The sequence below is a fragment of the Streptomyces sp. NRRL WC-3605 genome (assembly GCF_001509795.1).
In the GTDB taxonomy this organism is placed as follows: Bacteria; Actinomycetota; Actinomycetes; order Streptomycetales; family Streptomycetaceae; genus Streptomyces; species Streptomyces viridochromogenes.
Window position 1 is genome coordinate 54,403 of sequence record NZ_LLZN01000002.1, and the last position, 16,881, is coordinate 71,283.

Below are 16,881 nucleotides of genomic sequence, written 5' to 3' on the forward strand. Positions count from 1 at the left end.
TCACTTCGGCTCTCCTCCCACGCACAGTTCCCCGAGGTCGCGTACGACGATGTCGGCGCCGTGCCGCAGCAGGCGCGCGGCGGTGTCCTCCCCGGCCGCCCGGTCCACGCCGACGACCAGGGCGAAGCCGCCGCGCCGTCCCGCCTCCACGCCGGCCAGGGCGTCCTCGACGACGGCGGCCCGTCCGGCGGGCACGCCGAGCCGGCCGGCCGCCTCCAGGAACAGGTCGGGTGCCGGCTTGCCCGCGAGGCCCAGCCGGGCCGCCTCGCCGCCGTCCACGAGGGCGTCGAACAGGTCGAGCACCCCGGCCCGGCTCAGCAGTTCCCCGGCGTGCCGGGACGCGGAGGCGGCGGCCCGGGGCACTCCCGCCGCCCGCAGCTCCCGCACCAGCCGCACGGTCCCCGGGTAGGCGTCGACGCCCTGCTCCCGGAGCCGGTCGGTGAACAGGCGCTCCTTGGCCGCGGCGACGTCCCGCACGGTCTCGGGGGTGGCGTCGACACCGCGCGCGGCGAGGAATGCGGCGGCCCCGTCGAGCCGGGATCTGCCGTCCACGTGGCGCAGGTAGTCGTCCCGTACGTCGAAGGGGCGGCGCGCCGCGGGGTCGGCGGGCGGGTGCGCGCGCAGGTAGTCGTCGAAGGCCACCTTCCACGCCGCCGCGTGCACCTTGGCGGAGTCGGTGATCACCCCGTCGGTGTCGAAGACGACGGCGGCCACGCCCCGCAGGACGGGAGCGAGGGACCCTTCGGGCGCGGGGGCGGTCACGGCCGGTGCCCTGGACGGATGAGGGGCGGGAACGGGCGGGCCGCCGGGGGAAGCGGTGCCGGTGGGCCGTCCGGGTGGTGGCCTGCCGGGCCGGCGTCGCGGATCGTGAGGTCCACGGCCTCCTCACCTCCCTGTCACGGCGGTCCCGCGTCCGGCGGGATCCGCTCATGGGTACCCGCCGATCCTCGCCCTGTCACCACCGTGCCCCCCATGGGCCGAACGTCCCGCGCGGCGGACAGAGTGGGGTCACAGCAGGGACGATCCGCCGCTCAGCTGCGGGTACAGGGCCTCGGTCCCCTGGGACAGCACGCCCTGCACGCGCCGGCTGACGTCGTCGGCGACCACCTCGTGCAGCCCGGCGCCGACGCCCTCCAGGGTCGCGCGGGCCACCACGGCGGGGTCGGCCTTCGGGCCGGGCACGGCGGCCGCCATGTCCGTGGCGAGATAGCTGACGTGCAGGGCGGTGACCTGGGTCCCCTGGTCCGCGAGGGCCAGCCGCAGGGCGTTCGTCACCGACCACTCGGCGGACTTCGCGGCGGCGTATCCGGCGCTGGGGACGATGGACAACCAGGACAGCACGGACAGGACGTTGACGAGGGCACCGCCGCCGTTGCGCCCGAGCACGGGGGCGAAGGCCCGGCTCATGGCGAGCGTGCCGAGCACATGGGTCTCGAACTCCGTGCGGAACGAGTCGAGTTCCGTGGTGAGGATGTGCGCCCGGGTCGTGGAGCCGGCGTTGTTGATCAGCAGGGTGACGTCCTGGGCGAGGTCGGCGGCGGCGAGGACCGACGCGTGGTCGGTGATGTCCACGGCGACGGGTTCGGCCTCCGGCACGGTGATCTTCGCGGGATCACGGGCCCCGGCGTAGACCTTGGCGGCTCCGGCGTCGAGCAGTGCCCGGACGAACTGCTCGCCGAGCCCGCGGTTGGCTCCGGTGACGAACGCGACAGACCCTTCCACCTTCATGCGCGTACCTTCCCGGCAGGTGGTCCGGGGGCCGACGACCGGTCGCTCACGCTGCGGTCGGCCGCCCCGTGGCGGTCCTCCGAAGCTATATCGCCTGACCAATCGCCACCACTTGACACCGGACGCGCCCCGCGGCCCCGTGCCCGGAACGGGTCGTCACCGTCCCGGGCACGGAAACCGCGCGGGTCACCAGGCGCTCGCGCCGCCGTCTACGGGGTAGTCGGCGCCGGTGATGTAGCTTGCCCGGTCCGAGGCGAGGAACGCGGCGAGTTCGACGATCTCCTCGGGGCGGGCGAACCGCTTGAGGAGCGTCTTGGCGGTGATCGCGTCCCGGGCGGCCTGGTTGTCGCCGAGGTCGCGGTCGCTGGCCGGGGTGAGCACGGGTCCGGGGCTGATGGCCACCGCGCGGATGCCGTGCGGTGCCCCCTCCAGCGCGAGCTGCCGGGTCATGCCGATGACACCGGCGTTGGCGGCGGTGTGGGCGACCATCGGAGGGGTGGCACCGGCGATGAGACCGGCTTCCGAGGCGACGTTGATGATGACGCCGCCGCCGCGCCTGACCAGGTGCGGCCAGGTGAACTTCGACACCAGGAAGGGAATGTCGAGTTCCCCGGCGACGGTCGCGTGCCAGTCCTCCACCGAGAAGTCGGGCATCGGGCCGAAGCGCTGCATGGCCGCGTTGTTGTAGATCACGTCGAGTCCGCCGTACGCCGCGGCCGCCTCCTCGGCGAGCCGGCGCACCGCGTCCGCGTCGGTGAGGTCGACCGGGGCGATGCCCGTCATCTCACCGCCCGCGCGGCGGACGAGTCCGGCCGTCTCCTCGTTGGCGGCGACCTGGATGTCGGCGCCGACGATACGGGCGCCTTCGCGGGCGAAGATCTGGGCCGCGACCCGGCCCATGCCGCCCGCGGTGCCGGTGATGAGCGCCACCTTGCCGTCGAGTGTTCCCATGGCACTGCTCCTGAGTGTGAGGCGCGTGGAGCGGGGGTGCGCCACGCGGTGGGGGCGGGGCTCTGAGGCCTCGCATTTTGCTTGACTCGTCAAGCATTCTCCTCAACCACACCCGGCGCCGATCCATTCCCGGGCAACCCGCCTTCTCAGGCCGCCTCTCAGGCCGCCTCGCCGGACGCCGTCGGGGCCGCCGCGCGGACCCGGCTGACGGCGCGGCCCAGCTCGGTCCGCGGGAACCGGTCGAGCATGGCGCGCAGTTCACCGGCGCCGACGTACGCGCCGAACGGTTCGGTGCCCGGCTGGAGCCGCACGCCGTCGACGAGGGTCCCGGCCACCACCGGGTCGAAGCCGAGACTCCGGACCAGCCGGGCCACGACCGACCGGTCCTCGGGGCGGTCGCCGGCGAGGGCGATCGCCGTGCGGTCGGCGGCGCCTGCGGGCCGGGCCCCGCCCTCCAGGTCGCGGTAGCCCACGTGGTTGAACGCCTTGACCACGCGCGCGTCCGGCAGGAACGCCTGGACCAGTTCGCTGGTGGAGCGGCGCGGGTCGGCGAACTCCACGCGCACGCCGTCGGTCTCCCACCAGTGGTTCATGGCGTCGACCACCAGCCTGCCCCGCAGCGCCTCCACCGGGAGGTCCCGGTACCGGCCCAGGGGCAGGGCGAGGATCACCACGTCGGCGGCAGCGGCGGCCTCGGCGGCGGTGACCGGGACCGCGCCGGGGGCGAGGAGGTCCACGGTGAGGGCGATCGCGGCGGGCTCGCCCGAGCCCGCGATCAGCACCCGGTGGCCCGCGGCGAGGGCGAGCCGGGCCAGTGCGGTGCCGAGCCTGCCGGCGCCGAGGATGCCGATCGTGCGTATGTCCGTGCCCATCGGGCTGTCCTTCCTTTCGGTCCGGGCCGGCAAGCGCGGGCGCACGGCCGCCGTTTTGATTGACACGTCAAGTATCACTCAGCATACTTGACCCACGCCCCGCCGGTGGTGCCGTAGATTCCGTGACATCACGATCGTTTTCCTCCCACGCACGCTCTCGGCACCATGTGCCCGACCATCGGACGGAGTCGCCATGACGACCACGCCACTCGCTCGCCAGGACTGCGCCGTCACCGTCCTCGGCGGACCGACCGCCGTCATCGACATGGGCGGCCTGCGGATCGTGAGCGACCCGACCTTCGACGAGGCGGGCCCGCACGGATACCTGACCAAGACGGCGGGGCCGGCCCGGGCCGAGGACGCGGTGGGCCCGGTGGACCTCGTCCTGGTCAGCCACGATCTGCACCCGGACAACCTCGACGAGCGGGGCCGCGCGTTCGCGCTGACCGCCCCGCTGGTCCTGACGGGGCCCGTCACCGCCGCCCGGCTCGGCTCGCCCGCGCTCGGCCTCGCCCCCTGGACCAGCCACTCCCTTCCTCGCGCCGACGGCGAGGGCGACCTCACGGTGCTGGCGGTGCCCGCGACGCACGGCCCCGAGGACGCCGAACGCGACGCCGACGGAAACGTCAACTGCGAGGTCACCGGCTTCGTCGTGTCCGGCAGGGGGCTGCCCACCCTGTACGTCAGCGGCGACAACGCCTCGATCCGGGTCGTGGCGGAGATCTCCCGCCGCGTCCCGGACATCGCCGCCGCCCTGCTGCACGCCGGAGCGGCCCGGGTGCCGGCCAAGTACGACGGGCGTCCGCTGTCCCTCGACAGCCGGCGGGCCGCCGCCGCGGCGGCCGTCCTGGGAGCCGACGTGGTCGTGCCGGCCCACTACGACGGCTGGGCCCACTTCTCCGAGGGGTTCACCGACCTGGAGCTGGCCTTCCACGAGGCGGGCCTGTCCTCGCTGCTGCGGACCGCGCCGCACGGATCCTGGGTGGATCTGCGCCCCTGACCGCCGCCGCCCCGGGGGCGGTTGGGGGTGCCCCACCAGGGGCATCGGGTGTCCGCGGGTGCGCCCCGAGGGGATCGGGAGCAGCATGGGGCCGTGGGGAACGCGGTCATGGCTCCGTGCGCAGGCGTGGCGAGCGCCCCCTTTCACAGCACGCCGCGACGACGGGAGTGACCATGAGCGCGAAGCTGCTTTTCGTGATGACCGGGGCCGCGTACTGGACGCTCAAGGACGGCACCAGGCATGCCACCGGCTACTGGGCCGAGGAGTTCGCCGCCCCCTACAAGGCGTTCACGGACGCCGGACACCAGGTCACGGTGGCCACCCCGCGCGGCGTGGTCCCGACCGTCGACATGATGAGCCTGCGCCCCGACATGGCCGGCAGCGCGGAGACCGCGCTCGAACTCGAGGGGATCATCCGCTCCGCGGAGGAGATGCGGCGGCCGCTTCTGCTGTCCTCCGCGCGGCTGGAGGACTACGACGCCGTCTACTTCCCGGGCGGCCACGGCCCGATGGAGGACCTCTGGGAGGACCCCGACGCGGGACGGCTGCTGACCGCGGCCCTCGCCTCGGGCAGGCCGCTGGCCGTCGTCTGCCACGCCCCGGCCGCCATGCTCGCCACCAGGCTGCACGGCGTCTCCCCCTTCGCGGGCTACCGGCTGACCGCGTTCACCAACGACGAGGAGGAGGGCGTCGGGCTGGCCTCCCGGGCGCGGTGGCTCCTGGAGGACGAACTGAAGGTGCTCGGCGTGGACTTCGTGCGCGGCGAGATGTGGAAGCCGTACACGGTGGTGGACCGCAACCTCTACACGGGGCAGAACCCCGCGTCGGCGGCGGCGCTCGCGGCGGAGCTGCTGAAGGTCCTCTAGTGCTGTGACCGGGAAGGGTCGCCGGGAAGCTCCTCCACGGCGGGGTGCCGGTCAGCGGGCCGCGACATGCGGCCCGTTGTGCTGGTGCATCTGTCCGAGGCCCCGGAGAACCGTCTGCGGATGAGCGATCTGGCCCGGATGTGCGGGCTCTCCCTGAGCGGAGTGACCCGCGTGGTCAAACGCCTGGAGGCGCAGTCGCCGGTGCTCCGGGCCTCGAGGGCTGTGACGTCGCCGCCGCCGCCCGGGCCCTGGAGCGCATCGCCGCGGGCGACTGACCGGTCACCCGGGCGGGTGCGGTCGTGTGGGCGCGGTGCCCCGGCCGGGCACAGTCACGAGCGATGCCCCCCTCACGAAGGACCGGATCATGAGCGCCGCCGAGCAGTTCGCCGTCCGGGAGGTCAGCCCGTCCTACTGGCAGGTGACCTTCTCCAACGGAGCGATCAACCTGATCGACGCAGACACCCTCGAACAGCTCACGGAGCTGATCACCCGTATCGAAGAGGCCCCCGACCTCACGGTCGTCGTCTTCCGCAGCGCCCGTCCGGGCTTCTTCATGGCGCACTGGGACCTGCTGGCCGACACCGCGCGGGTGGCCGCCATGAGCCCGGCCGCCGCCGGACTGCACCCCTACGCCGACAACCTGTACCGGCTGGCGCGGGTCCCCGCCCTCACCGTCAGCGAGATCGCCGGCCGCACGCGGGGGGCCGGGAGCGAGTTCGTGCTGGCGACCGACGTACGGTTCGCCGGTCCGGGTGCCGTCCTCGGGCACTTCGAGGTCGGCATCGGCTCGGTGCCCGGCGGGAACCCCACCGGGCGGCTGTCCCGGCTGCTCGGACGGGGACGCGCCCTGGAGGTCCTGCTGGGGGCCGACGACTTCCCCGCCGACCTCGCGGCCGAGTACGGCTATGTCAACCGCGTGGTGCCGGAGGACCGGCTGGAGGGCTTCGTGGACGCCTTCGCGCGCCGTGTCGCCGGTTTCGACAAGGTCGCGGTGCGGGAGGCGAAGGCCCTGGTCGACGCGGTCACCGAGCCGCCCGCCGAGGAGTTCGCAGCGGCTCTGGCCGCCTTCTTCCGGACCTCGGGGCGTCCGGAGAACAGCGCTCGCGTCAAGCGGCTGTTCGACGCCGGGCTGCAGCGGCCGGACGGTGCCGAACGCGACCTGGGGCGGCACCTGGGACCATCGTCCTGAGAGACTTCCCCGTCCACGCCTCGCCTCACGATGAACAGGAGGTCGCGCCATGCGGATCACCTTCCCGGGAGCCGTGGCGGACGCCGCGTACACGCACGTGAGCGAGGTGCTCGCCCCGCCCGTCCTCCAGCACAGCGTCCGGGTGTGGCTGCTCGCCGACCACATCGGCCGGCCGCAGGGTGTCGACGGACTCGAACGCGAAGCCCTCGCCGTGGCCTGCCTGTTCCACGACGCGGGCACGGCCGACGTCTACGACGGGCCGCAGCGGTTCGAGGTGGAGGGCGCGGACGCGGCGCGCGCGTTCCTGGCGGAGCACGACTGGCCGCGGCCGCTCGTCCAGAGCGTGTGGGAGGCGATCGCCCTGCACACGTCGCCCGGGATCGCCGAGCGGATGGGTCTCCTGCCCCGCCTCGTCCGGGAGGGCGTCCTGGCCGACTTCGGCCATACCGACCTGATCCCGCCCGGCGACGAGGAGGCCCTGAAGGCAGCCCTCGCCGCCTTCCCGCGTATGGACGTCGAAGCCGTGCTGAGCGGCGCGGTGGTCGCGCAGGCGCTCCGGCAGCCGGAGAAGGCCCCGCCGTCCAGCTGGCCGGGCGGGCTGCTCGCCGCGCACCGGGCCGGCCCGGAGGCGGACCCGGCCTTCTGACCCGCCGATCCGGTCCCGCGGCTCGCCTCCTCCGGGACACCGGCACGCCCGTCCAGGTGACCCGCGCTCCCGCAGGACCGATACTTCCGACAGCGGGACTTCTCGGCGCCCCGCGTGCGATCGTTGGCCCGTACCCACTCTGAACAGCACCGACACAGGTCGCCTGGCCACCTGTGAGAGCTACCCGGGAGGTACCCATGAAGATGCTGATCAACGTCGCGGAGACCGTGGTCGCGGACGCGCTGCGGGGGATGGCCGCCGCCCACCCGGAACTGATCGTCGACGTGGAGAACCGGGTGATCGTCCGGCGGGACGCCCCCGTCGCGGGCAAGGTCGGGCTGGTGTCCGGCGGCGGATCGGGACACGAGCCGCTGCACGGCGGGTTCGTCGGACCCGGCATGCTGTCGGCGGCCTGTCCCGGCGAGGTCTTCACCTCTCCCGTGCCGGACCAGATGGTGCGGGCGGCGGCCGCCGTGGACAGCGGGGCCGGCGTGCTCTTCATCGTGAAGAACTACACGGGCGACGTCCTCAACTTCGACATGGCCGCCGAACTCGCCGAGGACGAGGGCATCCAGGTCGCGAAGGTACTGGTCAACGACGACGTCGCGGTGACCGACAGCCTCTACACGGCAGGGCGGCGCGGCACGGGCGCGACCCTGTTCGTCGAGAAGATCGCCGGGGCCGCGGCCGACGAGGGCCAGCCGCTGCAGCGGGTGGAGGCGATCGGGCGGCAGGTCAACGAGAACGCGCGCAGCTTCGGTGTCGCCCTGAGCGCGGTCACCACACCGGCCAAGGGCAGCCCCACCTTCGACCTGCCGGCGGGCGAGCTGGAGCTGGGCATCGGCATCCACGGCGAGCCCGGCCGGGAGCGGCGGGCCATGATGACCTCGGGCGAGATCGCGGACTTCGCGGTCGGCGCCGTCCTGGACGACATGTCTCCGCGCAACCCGGTGCTCGTCCTGGTCAACGGCATGGGCGCGACACCGCTGCTGGAGCTGTACGGCTTCAACGCCGAGGTGCAGCGGGTGCTCGCCGAGCGCGGGGTCGCGGTCGCGCGCACGCTGGTGGGCAACTACGTCACCTCGCTGGACATGGCCGGCGCCTCGGTCACCCTGTGCCAGGTCGACGAGGAGATGCTGCGGCTGTGGGACGCGCCGGTCAGTACACCGGGCCTGCGCTGGGGTATGTGATCCGGGGCCGCACGAACACGAGCCACCCGCCACGCAAGGAGATCAAGTGCTCGACGCCGACTTCTTCCGCCGTTGGATGACGGCGGCCGCCGCCTCCGTGGACCGCGAGGCGGAACACCTCACCGCCCTCGACTCCCCCATCGGCGACGCCGACCACGGCAGCAATCTGCAGCGCGGGTTCGCCGCCGTCACCGCCGCCCTGGAGAAGGAGCAGCCGCGGACGCCCGGCGCGGTCCTGATCCTGGCCGGGCGGCAGCTCATCTCCACGGTGGGCGGCGCGTCGGGGCCGCTGTACGGCACGCTGCTGCGCCGCACCGGCAAGGCCCTGGGCGAGGCGGCGGAGGTCGACGCCGAGCAGTTCGCGCAGGCCCTGCGCACCGGGGTGGACGCGGTCATGACGCTCGGGGGCGCCGCGCCGGGCGACGCCACCATGATCGACGCCCTGGTGCCCGCCGTGGAGGCGCTGGGCGACGGCTTCGCCGCCGCGGCGACGGCCGCGCGGGAGGGTGCCGTGGCGACGACCCCGTTGCAGGCGCGCAAGGGGCGGGCCAGCTATCTCGGGGAGCGGAGCATCGGGCACCAGGACCCCGGCGCCACCTCCTCGGCCCTGCTCGTCGAGGCCCTCGTGGAGGCGTCCGATGAGTGACGCGAAGGAAGGACGGCTGGTCGGCATCGTGCTGGTCTCGCACAGCGCGCAGGTGGCCGCCTCGGTGGCCGAGCTGGCGCGAGGGCTGGCGGGCGGCGGGACCGAGGTGCCCGTGGCGCCGGCGGGCGGTACCGAGGGCGGTGAGCTGGGCACGAGCGCCGAGCTGATCGCCGCCGCGGCGGCTTCGGTGGACCGGGGTGCCGGGGTCGCCGTCCTCACCGATCTGGGGAGCGCGGTCCTCACCGTCAAGGCCCTGCTGGCCGAGGGCGACGAACTGCCGGAGAACACCCGGCTGGTGGACGCGCCGTTCGTGGAGGGCGCGGTGGCCGCGGTCGTGACGGCGGCGACGGGCGCCGACCTCGCGGCGGTGGAGGCCGCGGCGGCGGACGCGTACACGTACCGCAAGGTGTGAGCGGGCGGGGGCGGTGGGGCGGGTGACGGCCGGTGGCGGGCCCCGGGTCCGTCACTGTCCCCGGGTGAACTTCCTGGCGGCCCGTTCCCCGGCCCGTACGGCCTCGGCCGCGTCCTCGATGGGTTTGACCACCTCGTCCTTGAAGACGATGTAGGTGACGCCGGAGGGGGCGCCCCCGGCACGGGGGTCGGCGGGGATGCCGAGCGCCTCGGCGGCGGCGTACGACGCCTCGCCGATGATGTCGCTCGGGCCGACGTCACCGACGACCGCGTAGCGCACCCGCCCCTGGTACACGACGGCGGCCAGGGAGCCGCCGCGGACGCCGTGGGCCTTGTAGTCCCATATGGCGCTCGGGGTGGGCACCACGATGTAGGGCAGCCGCTCGGCACTGAGATGGCGGCCGTCGGACTGCGTGAACGCGGTGGCGGAGGAGAAGTGCGGATCCGTACGGCTGCTGCACCGGGCGGTGGGGCGGCCGTCGCAGTCGATGTCCATGTCGGCCTTCCAGAACACCGCCTCCTTGGTCCCGCAGACGGGGACGGCGGCGGGGCGGCCGCTGTCGGTGCGGTAGCGGCCCCGGGAAACCTGGGTGCACGTGGCGACCTTGGCCAGCAGTTCGGCGGCGCTGACGTCGGCGTCCTGGCTGACGGCCGGCTCCTCGGGGGCGGGTGGCGGCGGGGTCGGCGGGCTCGTCGGGGCGAGCAGGGCGGCTCCTGCCGCGGCCAGCGTCAGCGCATGCGATCGCACGATGGGGGGCCTCACGTCGGGGACACGGACACGCGTCCACCGGCGACCCGGGGAGGGGCCCGGCGGTCACGCACTGTGCACCGCGTGGGCACCGGCGAACACTCAGCCCAATCTGGCGGCCGTCCGATCATGCTGCCACCAGAGGGGTCCGTACGGTGCACACCGGCGGCGACGACACGGCGGGAGGGCCCCGGCCCCCCCCCCCGGCCGGGGGCCGGCCCCCCCGCGGGCCCCCCCCGGGGCCCCCGCCGGTGGCCGGGGCCTGACTCCCTGACGGACCCAGGCCCCGGGCCACCCGCGTCCGGCGCGGGATCAGCGACGACAGCGGCCCCACGCCGTGGGCATGAACTCCCGAGCCCTCGAGGGAAGTTCAGCCATGAGGACCTTCAGCATACGGAACGCCCCGCACCGGTCTCCAGCGGCCACCCCTCCGCACCGCACTCTTGATGTGAGCGCGTCAGCAGGTCATATTGGTCCGGACCATTGCCGTCGGTCCCCTCCGGGAGGCAGAGCCGTGCGACGCCTGTCCGCCCTCGTCCCCGCCGTCTGCGCCGGTCTCCTGCTCGTGTCCTGCGGCCGGGGAGGGCCCGGCGACGAGGGCGCCCGCCTGCCCGCGGCACCGACCGGGGTCACGGCCCGGGCGGGCAGCGCGACCAGTGTCCACGTGATGTGGAACGCCGTGGCGGCGCGAGACGCCGGCGGGATCCGCGGCTACGAGGTGTACCGGGACGGCACGAAGGCCGCGGAGGTGCCGGCCTCCGCGCACATGGCCGACATCACCCGGCTGGAGCCCTCCCACGGCTACGCGTTCACCGTGCGGGCCCGGGACGAGGACGGGCGGCTCGGGCCGCCGAGCCGGACGGTCCGGGCGACCACCCCCGCGGCCGTCGCCGCGGACCGGGCGGCACCCGGCCGTCCCGGACGGGCCGCCGGACGGGCGGTCGGCAGCCGGGCCGTCCAGCTGTCCTGGACGCGGGCGACCGACGACAGAGGCGTGGTGTCGTACGACGTCTACCAGGGCGCCACGAAGATCCACAGCGTGGGCGGGAACCAGACGGCCACCGTGGTCACGGGGCTGCGGCCCGGCACCCGGTACTCCTTCACGGTGCGGGCGCGGGACGCGGCCGACAACCTGTCCCCGGCGTCGGCCGCCGTGCGCCTGGCGACGCCGGGCACCGACGACGGCCGGGGCACCGCGCCGACGGACTTCCGGGCCACGACCCGGCGCGCGGACGGGGCGTACCACCTCCATCTGAGCTGGACACCGCCGCGCACCGAGGGCACCGTCACCGAGTACCAGGTCCAGCTCGACGGGCGGGCGGCCACCTCGCTCGTGTTCGGCGGGAACCCCCCGCGCGGGAAGGCCACGTACAGCTTCTACCTGGGCCCGGAGGCCGGGGTGCGGCACCGGGTGCGGATCCGGGCCATGCTGCCGGACGGCACCTGGGGCGGGTTCTCGGCGGAGCGGACCGTGACGACCGGGCCGTGACGGTCCACCGGAGCCGGCCGTGCGCCAAACCGGTTCCGGCCGCCGGTCCCCCGAACGCGGTGCCGTGTCACCTGACCGGCCGACGCCCGCATGCGCACCCGTCCCGGTACGCGTTGGCTGCACCTGAGGCAGCACGGGCGTTCCCGACTACGGCGGCGCAACGGACGTACCGCCGACCGTGCCGCCGGAGGGCATCTCATGCGCAACTCCTCGCTCTTCCGCTCGGGCCTGACCGTGGCAGCCGCCTCCGCACTTCCCCTGTTCGCGGCCGCCGTCCCGGCCACCGCACAATCGGGGATCTCCGTGAGCACCACCGGCTCCACGGTCTCCGTCACGACCAGTGCCTGCACCCGGTCGAACGGCAGTTGGGGCACCGCCTCGCTGCTCAACAGCCGGCAGTCGAACTTCTCGCAGGGCCGCCGGGTCTCCCTGACCGGCACGGAGGCCCTGCAGTCTGCGGCGTGGTCGGACGTGAGCGCCGGCACCTTCACCGTCATCGTCATCTGCTCGGACGGGACGAGGGCGGGCACCCAGGCGGTCATAGTCTCCCCGACCGCCCGGCCCACGATCTCGGCGACGACCTCGCCCTCCCCCTCGCGGGGGGTGATGGGCGGGATGGGCGGCGGCAGCCGCGACTACGGCACGCTCACCATGGTGGGCGGCGGTGTCCTGGTCGGCGCGGGTGTCGGGGGGGCCGTCTGGTTCCTGCGCCGCCGGTCGTCGCGTCCGGGCCACCTCTGACGTCCACCCGCCGCCCGCACGGCCCCGGACTCACGCGGTCCCGGGGCCGGGCAAGTCCGGGAACTCCTCCAGCGCGTGCGTGAGCCACCGCGTCCAGAAGGTCTCCAGGTCGATGCCGGCCCGCAGCACGAGGTGCCGCAGCCGGTCCTGGGAGCTGTCCTTGCCGGGCGGGAAGTCGCGCTTCTCGATCTCCTCGTACTCGGCGAGCTGACGCCGGTGCAGATCGAGGTGGCGGCGCAGGTCCGCCTCGATGCCCTCGGTCCCCACGACCGCCGCGGCACGCATCCGCAGCAGCAGCGTGTCCCGCATGGGCCGCGGGTCCTGGGACGCCGCGGTCCAGCGGGCCAGTTCCTCGCGGCCCGCGGGCAGGACCTCGTAGCTCTTCCTCTGCCCGCGCGCGGGCTGTTCGGACGGCAGGGTCCGGATCAGCCCGCCGCTCTCCAGCCGCCCCAGCTCGCGGTAGATCTGCTGATGCGTCGCCGACCAGAAGTAGCCGATCGACTTGTCGAAGCGACGGGTCAGCTCCAGCCCCGACGACGGCTTCTCGAGGAGGGCGGTGAGGATCGCGTGCGGGAGTGACATGGGGTCATCCTAGGGACGGCCGCATCCGCTCCTACAGGCTCGCCGCCAGCTCCGTGCCCTGCTTGATGGCCCGCTTGGCGTCGAGTTCGGCGGCGACGTCCGCGCCGCCGATCAGGTGCGCGCTGCGGCCCGCGGCGACCAGCGCCTCGTACAGGTCGCGGCGCGGCTCCTGGCCGGTGCAGAGCACGACGGTGTCGACCTCCAGGACCGTGCTCTCGTCGCCGACGGTGAGGTGCAGTCCGGCGTCGTCGATGCGGTCGTAGCGCACGCCCGGGACCATGGTGACACCGCGGTGCTTCAGCTCGGTGCGGTGGATCCAGCCGGTCGTCTTCCCGAGGCCCGCGCCGACCTTGCTGGTCTTGCGCTGGAGCAGGTGCACGGTGCGCGGCGGTTCGGGGCGCTCGGGGGCGGCGAGGCCGCCGGGGGCCGCGTAGTCCATGTCGACGCCCCAGAGCCGGAAGTACGTCTCGGGGTCCTCGCTGGCCTTGTCGCCGCCGTCGGTGAGGAACTCGGCGACGTCGAAGCCGATGCCGCCCGCGCCGAGGACGGCGACGCGTTCGCCGACCGTGGCCTCCTCGCGCAGGACGTCGAGGTAGCCGACGACGCTGGGGTGGTCCACGCCCGGGATGTCCGGGACGCGCGGGGTGACGCCGGTGGCGACGACGACCTCGTCGTAGCCGGCGAGGTCGTCCACGGAGACCCAGGTGCCCAGGCGCACGTCGACGCCCTGCCAGTCGAGCTGGTGGCGGTAGTAGCGCAGCGTCTCGTCGAACTCCTGCTTGCCGGGGACCTTGCGGGCGACGTTCAGCTGGCCGCCGATCTCGTCGGCGCCGTCGAACAGCGTGACGTCGTGGCCGCGTTCGGCCGCGCTCACCGCGCAGGCCAGGCCGGCGGGCCCGGCGCCGACGACCGCGACGCGCTTGCGCAGCCGGGTCGGGGAGAGCGTCAGCTCGGTCTCGTGGCAGGCGCGCGGGTTGACCAGGCAGGAGGTGATCTTGCCGCTGAAGGTGTGGTCGAGGCAGGCCTGGTTGCAGCCGATGCAGGTGTTGATGGCCTCGGGGCGGCCGGCCGCGGCCTTCGCCACGAAGTCGGGGTCGGCGAGCATGGGGCGGGCCATCGACACCATGTCCGCGCAGCCGTCGGCCAGCAACTCCTCGGCCAGCTCGGGGGTGTTGATGCGGTTGGTGGTGACCAGTGGGACCGACACCTCGCCCATCAGGCGCTTGGTGACCCAGGTGTACGCGCCGCGCGGCACGGACGTGGCGATGGTGGGGATGCGGGCCTCGTGCCAGCCGATGCCGGTGTTGATGATGGTCGCCCCGGCGGCCTCGACGGCCTTGGCGAGGGTGATCACCTCGTCCAGCGTGGAGCCGCCGGGGACGAGGTCGAGCATGGACAGCCGGTAGACGATGATGAAGTCCTCGCCGACGGCCTCGCGCACCCGGCGCACGATCTCGACCGGGAAGCGCATCCGGTTCTCGTACGCGCCGCCCCAGCGGTCGGTGCGGTGGTTGGTCCGGGTGGCGATGAACTCGTTGATCAGATAGCCCTCGGAGCCCATGATCTCCACGCCGTCGTAGCCGGCCTGCCGGGCGAGGCGGGCGGTGCGGGCGTAGTCCTCGATGGTCCGCTCGATGTCCGCCTCTGTGAGCTCGCGGGGCGGGAACGGGCTGATCGGCGCCTGGAGGGGGCTCGGGGCGACCAGGTCCTGGTGGTAGGCGTACCGGCCGAAGTGCAGGATCTGCATCGCGATCCGGCCGCCCTCTCGGTGGACGGCCTCGGTGACGACCTTGTGCTGCTCGGCCTCCGCGTCGGTGGTGAGCTTGGCGCCGCCCTCGTAGGGCCGGCCCTCGTCATTGGGCGCGATGCCGCCGGTCACGATGAGGCCGACGCCGCCGCGCGCCCGTTCCGCGTAGAACGCCGCCATGCGCTCGAAGCCGCGCTCGGCCTCTTCCAGGCCGACGTGCATGGAGCCCATGAGGACACGGTTGGGCAGCGTGGTGAAGCCCAGGTCCAGCGGGCTCAGCAGATGCGGGTAACGGCTCATGGGGGCGGTCCTCCGTCGCGGTGTGGTCTGACGTAGTTGTAGAGGACCGCGCCCGGGTTATGCAACTAGTTGCACAACCAGAGGAGCGTGACTCCGGCCACGGGCGGCCCGTGCGACCGGGCCCGGCACGCCGGAAGCCCCGGCCCCGCACGCGAAAGCCCGCGTACCGGCGGTACGCGGGCTTCCTTCGGTTCGACGGGCGGGCGGGCGCTCCTACGACGCGTCGGGCCTGCTCTCCAGGACCACGTGGAGTTCACGCTCCTGGTCGCCGGAGGCCGACGTCTGGTCGTGGACGGTGAACAGGGAGTCCAGGGTGGTCCGGAGCCGTTCGATGGCCCAGTAGCCCCCCTGCGCGTCCGCCTCGACACGTGACGAGAGCCGGGCCGGGGGCGGGCACTCCTGCGCGTCCGTCACCTCGAACGTGCCGAGCCACACCATGGGCCGGGACTCGTGGAGCTGCTGCGGCACCTCGTCCGGTGCCCGGTCGGACTCGAAGCATGTGGACAGCGCCTCGAAGACGATCCGGGCGTCGTCCTTGTCGCATCCGCTGATCTCGACGGACACAGCTTCGTCGTGCAGTCGTTCACGATCCATCGTGATCGCTCCTCTCGTGGCCACACCGCGGTGCCACGGGTAGCCCGCGGAACCGGACCCCAACCCAAGAAAAGCACCACACGTGCCGGCGCACTACCGGCGAGGACGCCCCGGCGACCCCTCGGACGCGGCTCAGCCCCTGGTGAACCGGTACGTCTTGCTGTCCGTCAGCACACAGAACCCGGGCGAGATGACGATGACGCGCAGGGTGCCGGTGCGGCGGTCGTAGTCGATGCCCTCCGTCTCGAAGGAGCCCGAACAGGAGCTGCGCAGCGGGAGCTGACGCAGGGCGGTGACCCGGCCCGTCACGTCCGAGGCGCCCGGCGCGGCGGAGAGGTCGATCTGGAGCAGCGGCTTGGTGGTTCCGAAGAGGCTGCCGTCGGGGTCGTCGGACGAGCACAGCAGGGTCGTCGCGTCGCGGAAGTCGCAGCCCTGCACGTCGCGGACCGGGCGGTCGAGCCGGATGCTGGAGGTCCAGGGCAGGTTCGCCGAGGGGGACGTGGACGGGTTGAGGCCGGGTGTCGGGTGGACGAGCAGGCGGGTCATGGTCCCCCACTCGCCGGACACCATCCACTGGCCGCTCGGGGAGATCGCGACGAAGGAGTTGTTCAGCGCCTCGCCCGGGCCCAGCGCGTGGACGTACTCGGACCAGCCGCCGTTCGGCGCATGGACCCGGAACATCTTCGCGGAGCCCGAGTCCGCCTGGTAGGGCTCGATGTAGTAGCCGTCGTAGGACGCGTCGGGGTCACCCACGTGGCTCCAGCCGCGGGTTCTGACCGACAGGGGGATGGTGCCGATGCCGGTGTAGCGGTTGGGGCTGCTCGCCGGGACCTCGACGGAGGCCAGGCCCTGGCTCTCGGTGAGCGGCTCGGCGCGGTCGGAGCCCACCTCCGTCCAGGTGTCGGCCGCCTGCGCGGGCGTGGCGGCGGACAGGACGGCGGCCGAGGCGAGGGCCACGAGGCCCGTCACGAAGGCATGGCAACGGTGCCGGGCACGCTGGGCCATGGCGGCGACTCCTTGGGGGGTGGGTGCGCGTCGGCGGACAGTGTGGCCGCCCCACATGGTCATGTACAGACCAATGACAGCCATGTGTGCTGTCGTGTCCGCCACAGCGGCGCCCCCACGTGTGGTTTCACGCCACACCCGCCGCCGTGTCGAGACATGGTGGAGGTGGGCGACCG

General features: G+C 73.7%; 18 protein-coding genes. 9 read left to right on the top strand and 9 right to left on the bottom strand.

The features are described 5' to 3' along the window. From ADL34_RS02290 to ADL34_RS02305, 4 genes are all read right to left on the bottom strand, one after another. Complete coding sequence (locus tag ADL34_RS02290) at window positions 1–762, bottom strand: HAD family hydrolase (protein WP_062669705.1); 762 nt, start codon at window positions 760–762, stop codon at window positions 1–3. A gap of 246 nt (window positions 763–1,008) precedes the next feature. Further along, entirely contained in the window at window positions 1,009–1,728 is a 720-nt protein-coding gene (locus tag ADL34_RS02295) for an SDR family oxidoreductase (RefSeq protein ID WP_062669707.1), read from the bottom strand. Between the two features lie 186 nt (window positions 1,729–1,914). Beyond that, complete coding sequence (locus ADL34_RS02300; RefSeq protein WP_062669708.1) at window positions 1,915–2,679, bottom strand: SDR family NAD(P)-dependent oxidoreductase; 765 nt, start codon at window positions 2,677–2,679, stop codon at window positions 1,915–1,917. 158 nt (window positions 2,680–2,837) lie between these two features. Then, on the bottom strand, window positions 2,838–3,551 hold the full coding sequence (locus ADL34_RS02305; protein ID WP_062669709.1) for an NADPH-dependent F420 reductase: 714 nt from the start codon (window positions 3,549–3,551) through the stop codon (window positions 2,838–2,840). A 193-nt stretch (window positions 3,552–3,744) separates the two neighbouring features. Here ADL34_RS02305 and ADL34_RS02310 point away from each other — a divergent pair, with 193 nt between their 5' ends. The 7 genes from ADL34_RS02310 to ADL34_RS02340 all read left to right on the top strand — a co-directional run bounded on the left by ADL34_RS02310 (window position 3,745) and on the right by ADL34_RS02340 (window position 9,500). Then, window positions 3,745–4,551: an MBL fold metallo-hydrolase gene (locus ADL34_RS02310; protein ID WP_062669710.1), complete on the top strand. Its 807-nt coding sequence runs from the start codon at window positions 3,745–3,747 to the stop codon at window positions 4,549–4,551. A gap of 173 nt (window positions 4,552–4,724) precedes the next feature. After that, window positions 4,725–5,417, top strand: a complete 693-nt coding sequence (locus ADL34_RS02315; protein ID WP_062669711.1) for a type 1 glutamine amidotransferase domain-containing protein — start codon at window positions 4,725–4,727, stop codon at window positions 5,415–5,417. 364 nt (window positions 5,418–5,781) lie between these two features. After that, window positions 5,782–6,606, top strand: a complete 825-nt coding sequence (locus tag ADL34_RS02320) for an enoyl-CoA hydratase/isomerase family protein (protein WP_062669713.1) — start codon at window positions 5,782–5,784, stop codon at window positions 6,604–6,606. A gap of 49 nt (window positions 6,607–6,655) precedes the next feature. Further along, on the top strand, window positions 6,656–7,252 hold the full coding sequence (locus ADL34_RS02325; protein WP_062669715.1) for an HD domain-containing protein: 597 nt from the start codon (window positions 6,656–6,658) through the stop codon (window positions 7,250–7,252). A 197-nt stretch (window positions 7,253–7,449) separates the two neighbouring features. Beyond that, window positions 7,450–8,442 carry a dihydroxyacetone kinase subunit DhaK gene (gene dhaK / locus ADL34_RS02330; RefSeq protein WP_062669717.1) on the top strand — a complete coding sequence of 331 codons (993 nt, stop codon included), beginning with the start codon at window positions 7,450–7,452 and terminating at the stop codon, window positions 8,440–8,442. Window positions 8,443–8,488: 46 nt separating this feature from the next. Continuing rightward, window positions 8,489–9,088 carry a dihydroxyacetone kinase subunit DhaL gene (dhaL, locus tag ADL34_RS02335; RefSeq protein ID WP_062669719.1) on the top strand — a complete coding sequence of 200 codons (600 nt, stop codon included), beginning with the start codon at window positions 8,489–8,491 and terminating at the stop codon, window positions 9,086–9,088. Next, window positions 9,081–9,500 (top strand): PTS-dependent dihydroxyacetone kinase phosphotransferase subunit DhaM, encoded by a 420-nt coding sequence (locus tag ADL34_RS02340; protein WP_062669721.1) that lies wholly within the window; start codon window positions 9,081–9,083, stop codon window positions 9,498–9,500. The genes dhaL and ADL34_RS02340 overlap by 8 nt, the downstream gene beginning before the upstream one ends. Before the next feature lie 51 nt (window positions 9,501–9,551). Here the strand turns inward: ADL34_RS02340 and ADL34_RS02345 are convergent, their stop codons facing one another. After that, a complete protein-coding gene (locus tag ADL34_RS02345) occupies window positions 9,552–10,247 on the bottom strand; it encodes a glycoside hydrolase family 75 protein (protein ID WP_062669723.1) in 696 nt (231 codons plus the stop codon). 514 nt (window positions 10,248–10,761) lie between these two features. Here ADL34_RS02345 and ADL34_RS02350 point away from each other — a divergent pair. Both ADL34_RS02350 and ADL34_RS02355 read left to right on the top strand, forming a co-directional pair. Then, complete coding sequence (locus tag ADL34_RS02350) at window positions 10,762–11,736, top strand: fibronectin type III domain-containing protein (protein WP_062669725.1); 975 nt, start codon at window positions 10,762–10,764, stop codon at window positions 11,734–11,736. 198 nt (window positions 11,737–11,934) lie between these two features. Next, window positions 11,935–12,477: a hypothetical protein gene (locus tag ADL34_RS02355; protein WP_062669727.1), complete on the top strand. Its 543-nt coding sequence runs from the start codon at window positions 11,935–11,937 to the stop codon at window positions 12,475–12,477. Window positions 12,478–12,507: 30 nt separating this feature from the next. Here ADL34_RS02355 and ADL34_RS02360 read toward each other — a convergent pair whose 3' ends face one another. The 4 genes from ADL34_RS02360 to ADL34_RS02375 form a co-directional block, all read right to left on the bottom strand. Continuing rightward, window positions 12,508–13,059 carry a PadR family transcriptional regulator gene (locus tag ADL34_RS02360; protein ID WP_062669729.1) on the bottom strand — a complete coding sequence of 184 codons (552 nt, stop codon included), beginning with the start codon at window positions 13,057–13,059 and terminating at the stop codon, window positions 12,508–12,510. Window positions 13,060–13,090: 31 nt separating this feature from the next. Further along, complete coding sequence (locus ADL34_RS02365) at window positions 13,091–15,106, bottom strand: NADPH-dependent 2,4-dienoyl-CoA reductase (RefSeq protein WP_062669732.1); 2,016 nt, start codon at window positions 15,104–15,106, stop codon at window positions 13,091–13,093. Between the two features lie 213 nt (window positions 15,107–15,319). Beyond that, a complete protein-coding gene (locus ADL34_RS02370) occupies window positions 15,320–15,700 on the bottom strand; it encodes a hypothetical protein (protein WP_062669735.1) in 381 nt (126 codons plus the stop codon). A 132-nt stretch (window positions 15,701–15,832) separates the two neighbouring features. Continuing rightward, the gene (locus ADL34_RS02375; RefSeq protein ID WP_062669737.1) at window positions 15,833–16,705 is read right to left on the bottom strand and encodes a hypothetical protein; all 873 of its coding nucleotides are present in this window, start codon (window positions 16,703–16,705) and stop codon (window positions 15,833–15,835) included. Window positions 16,706–16,881 lie beyond the last annotated feature (176 nt).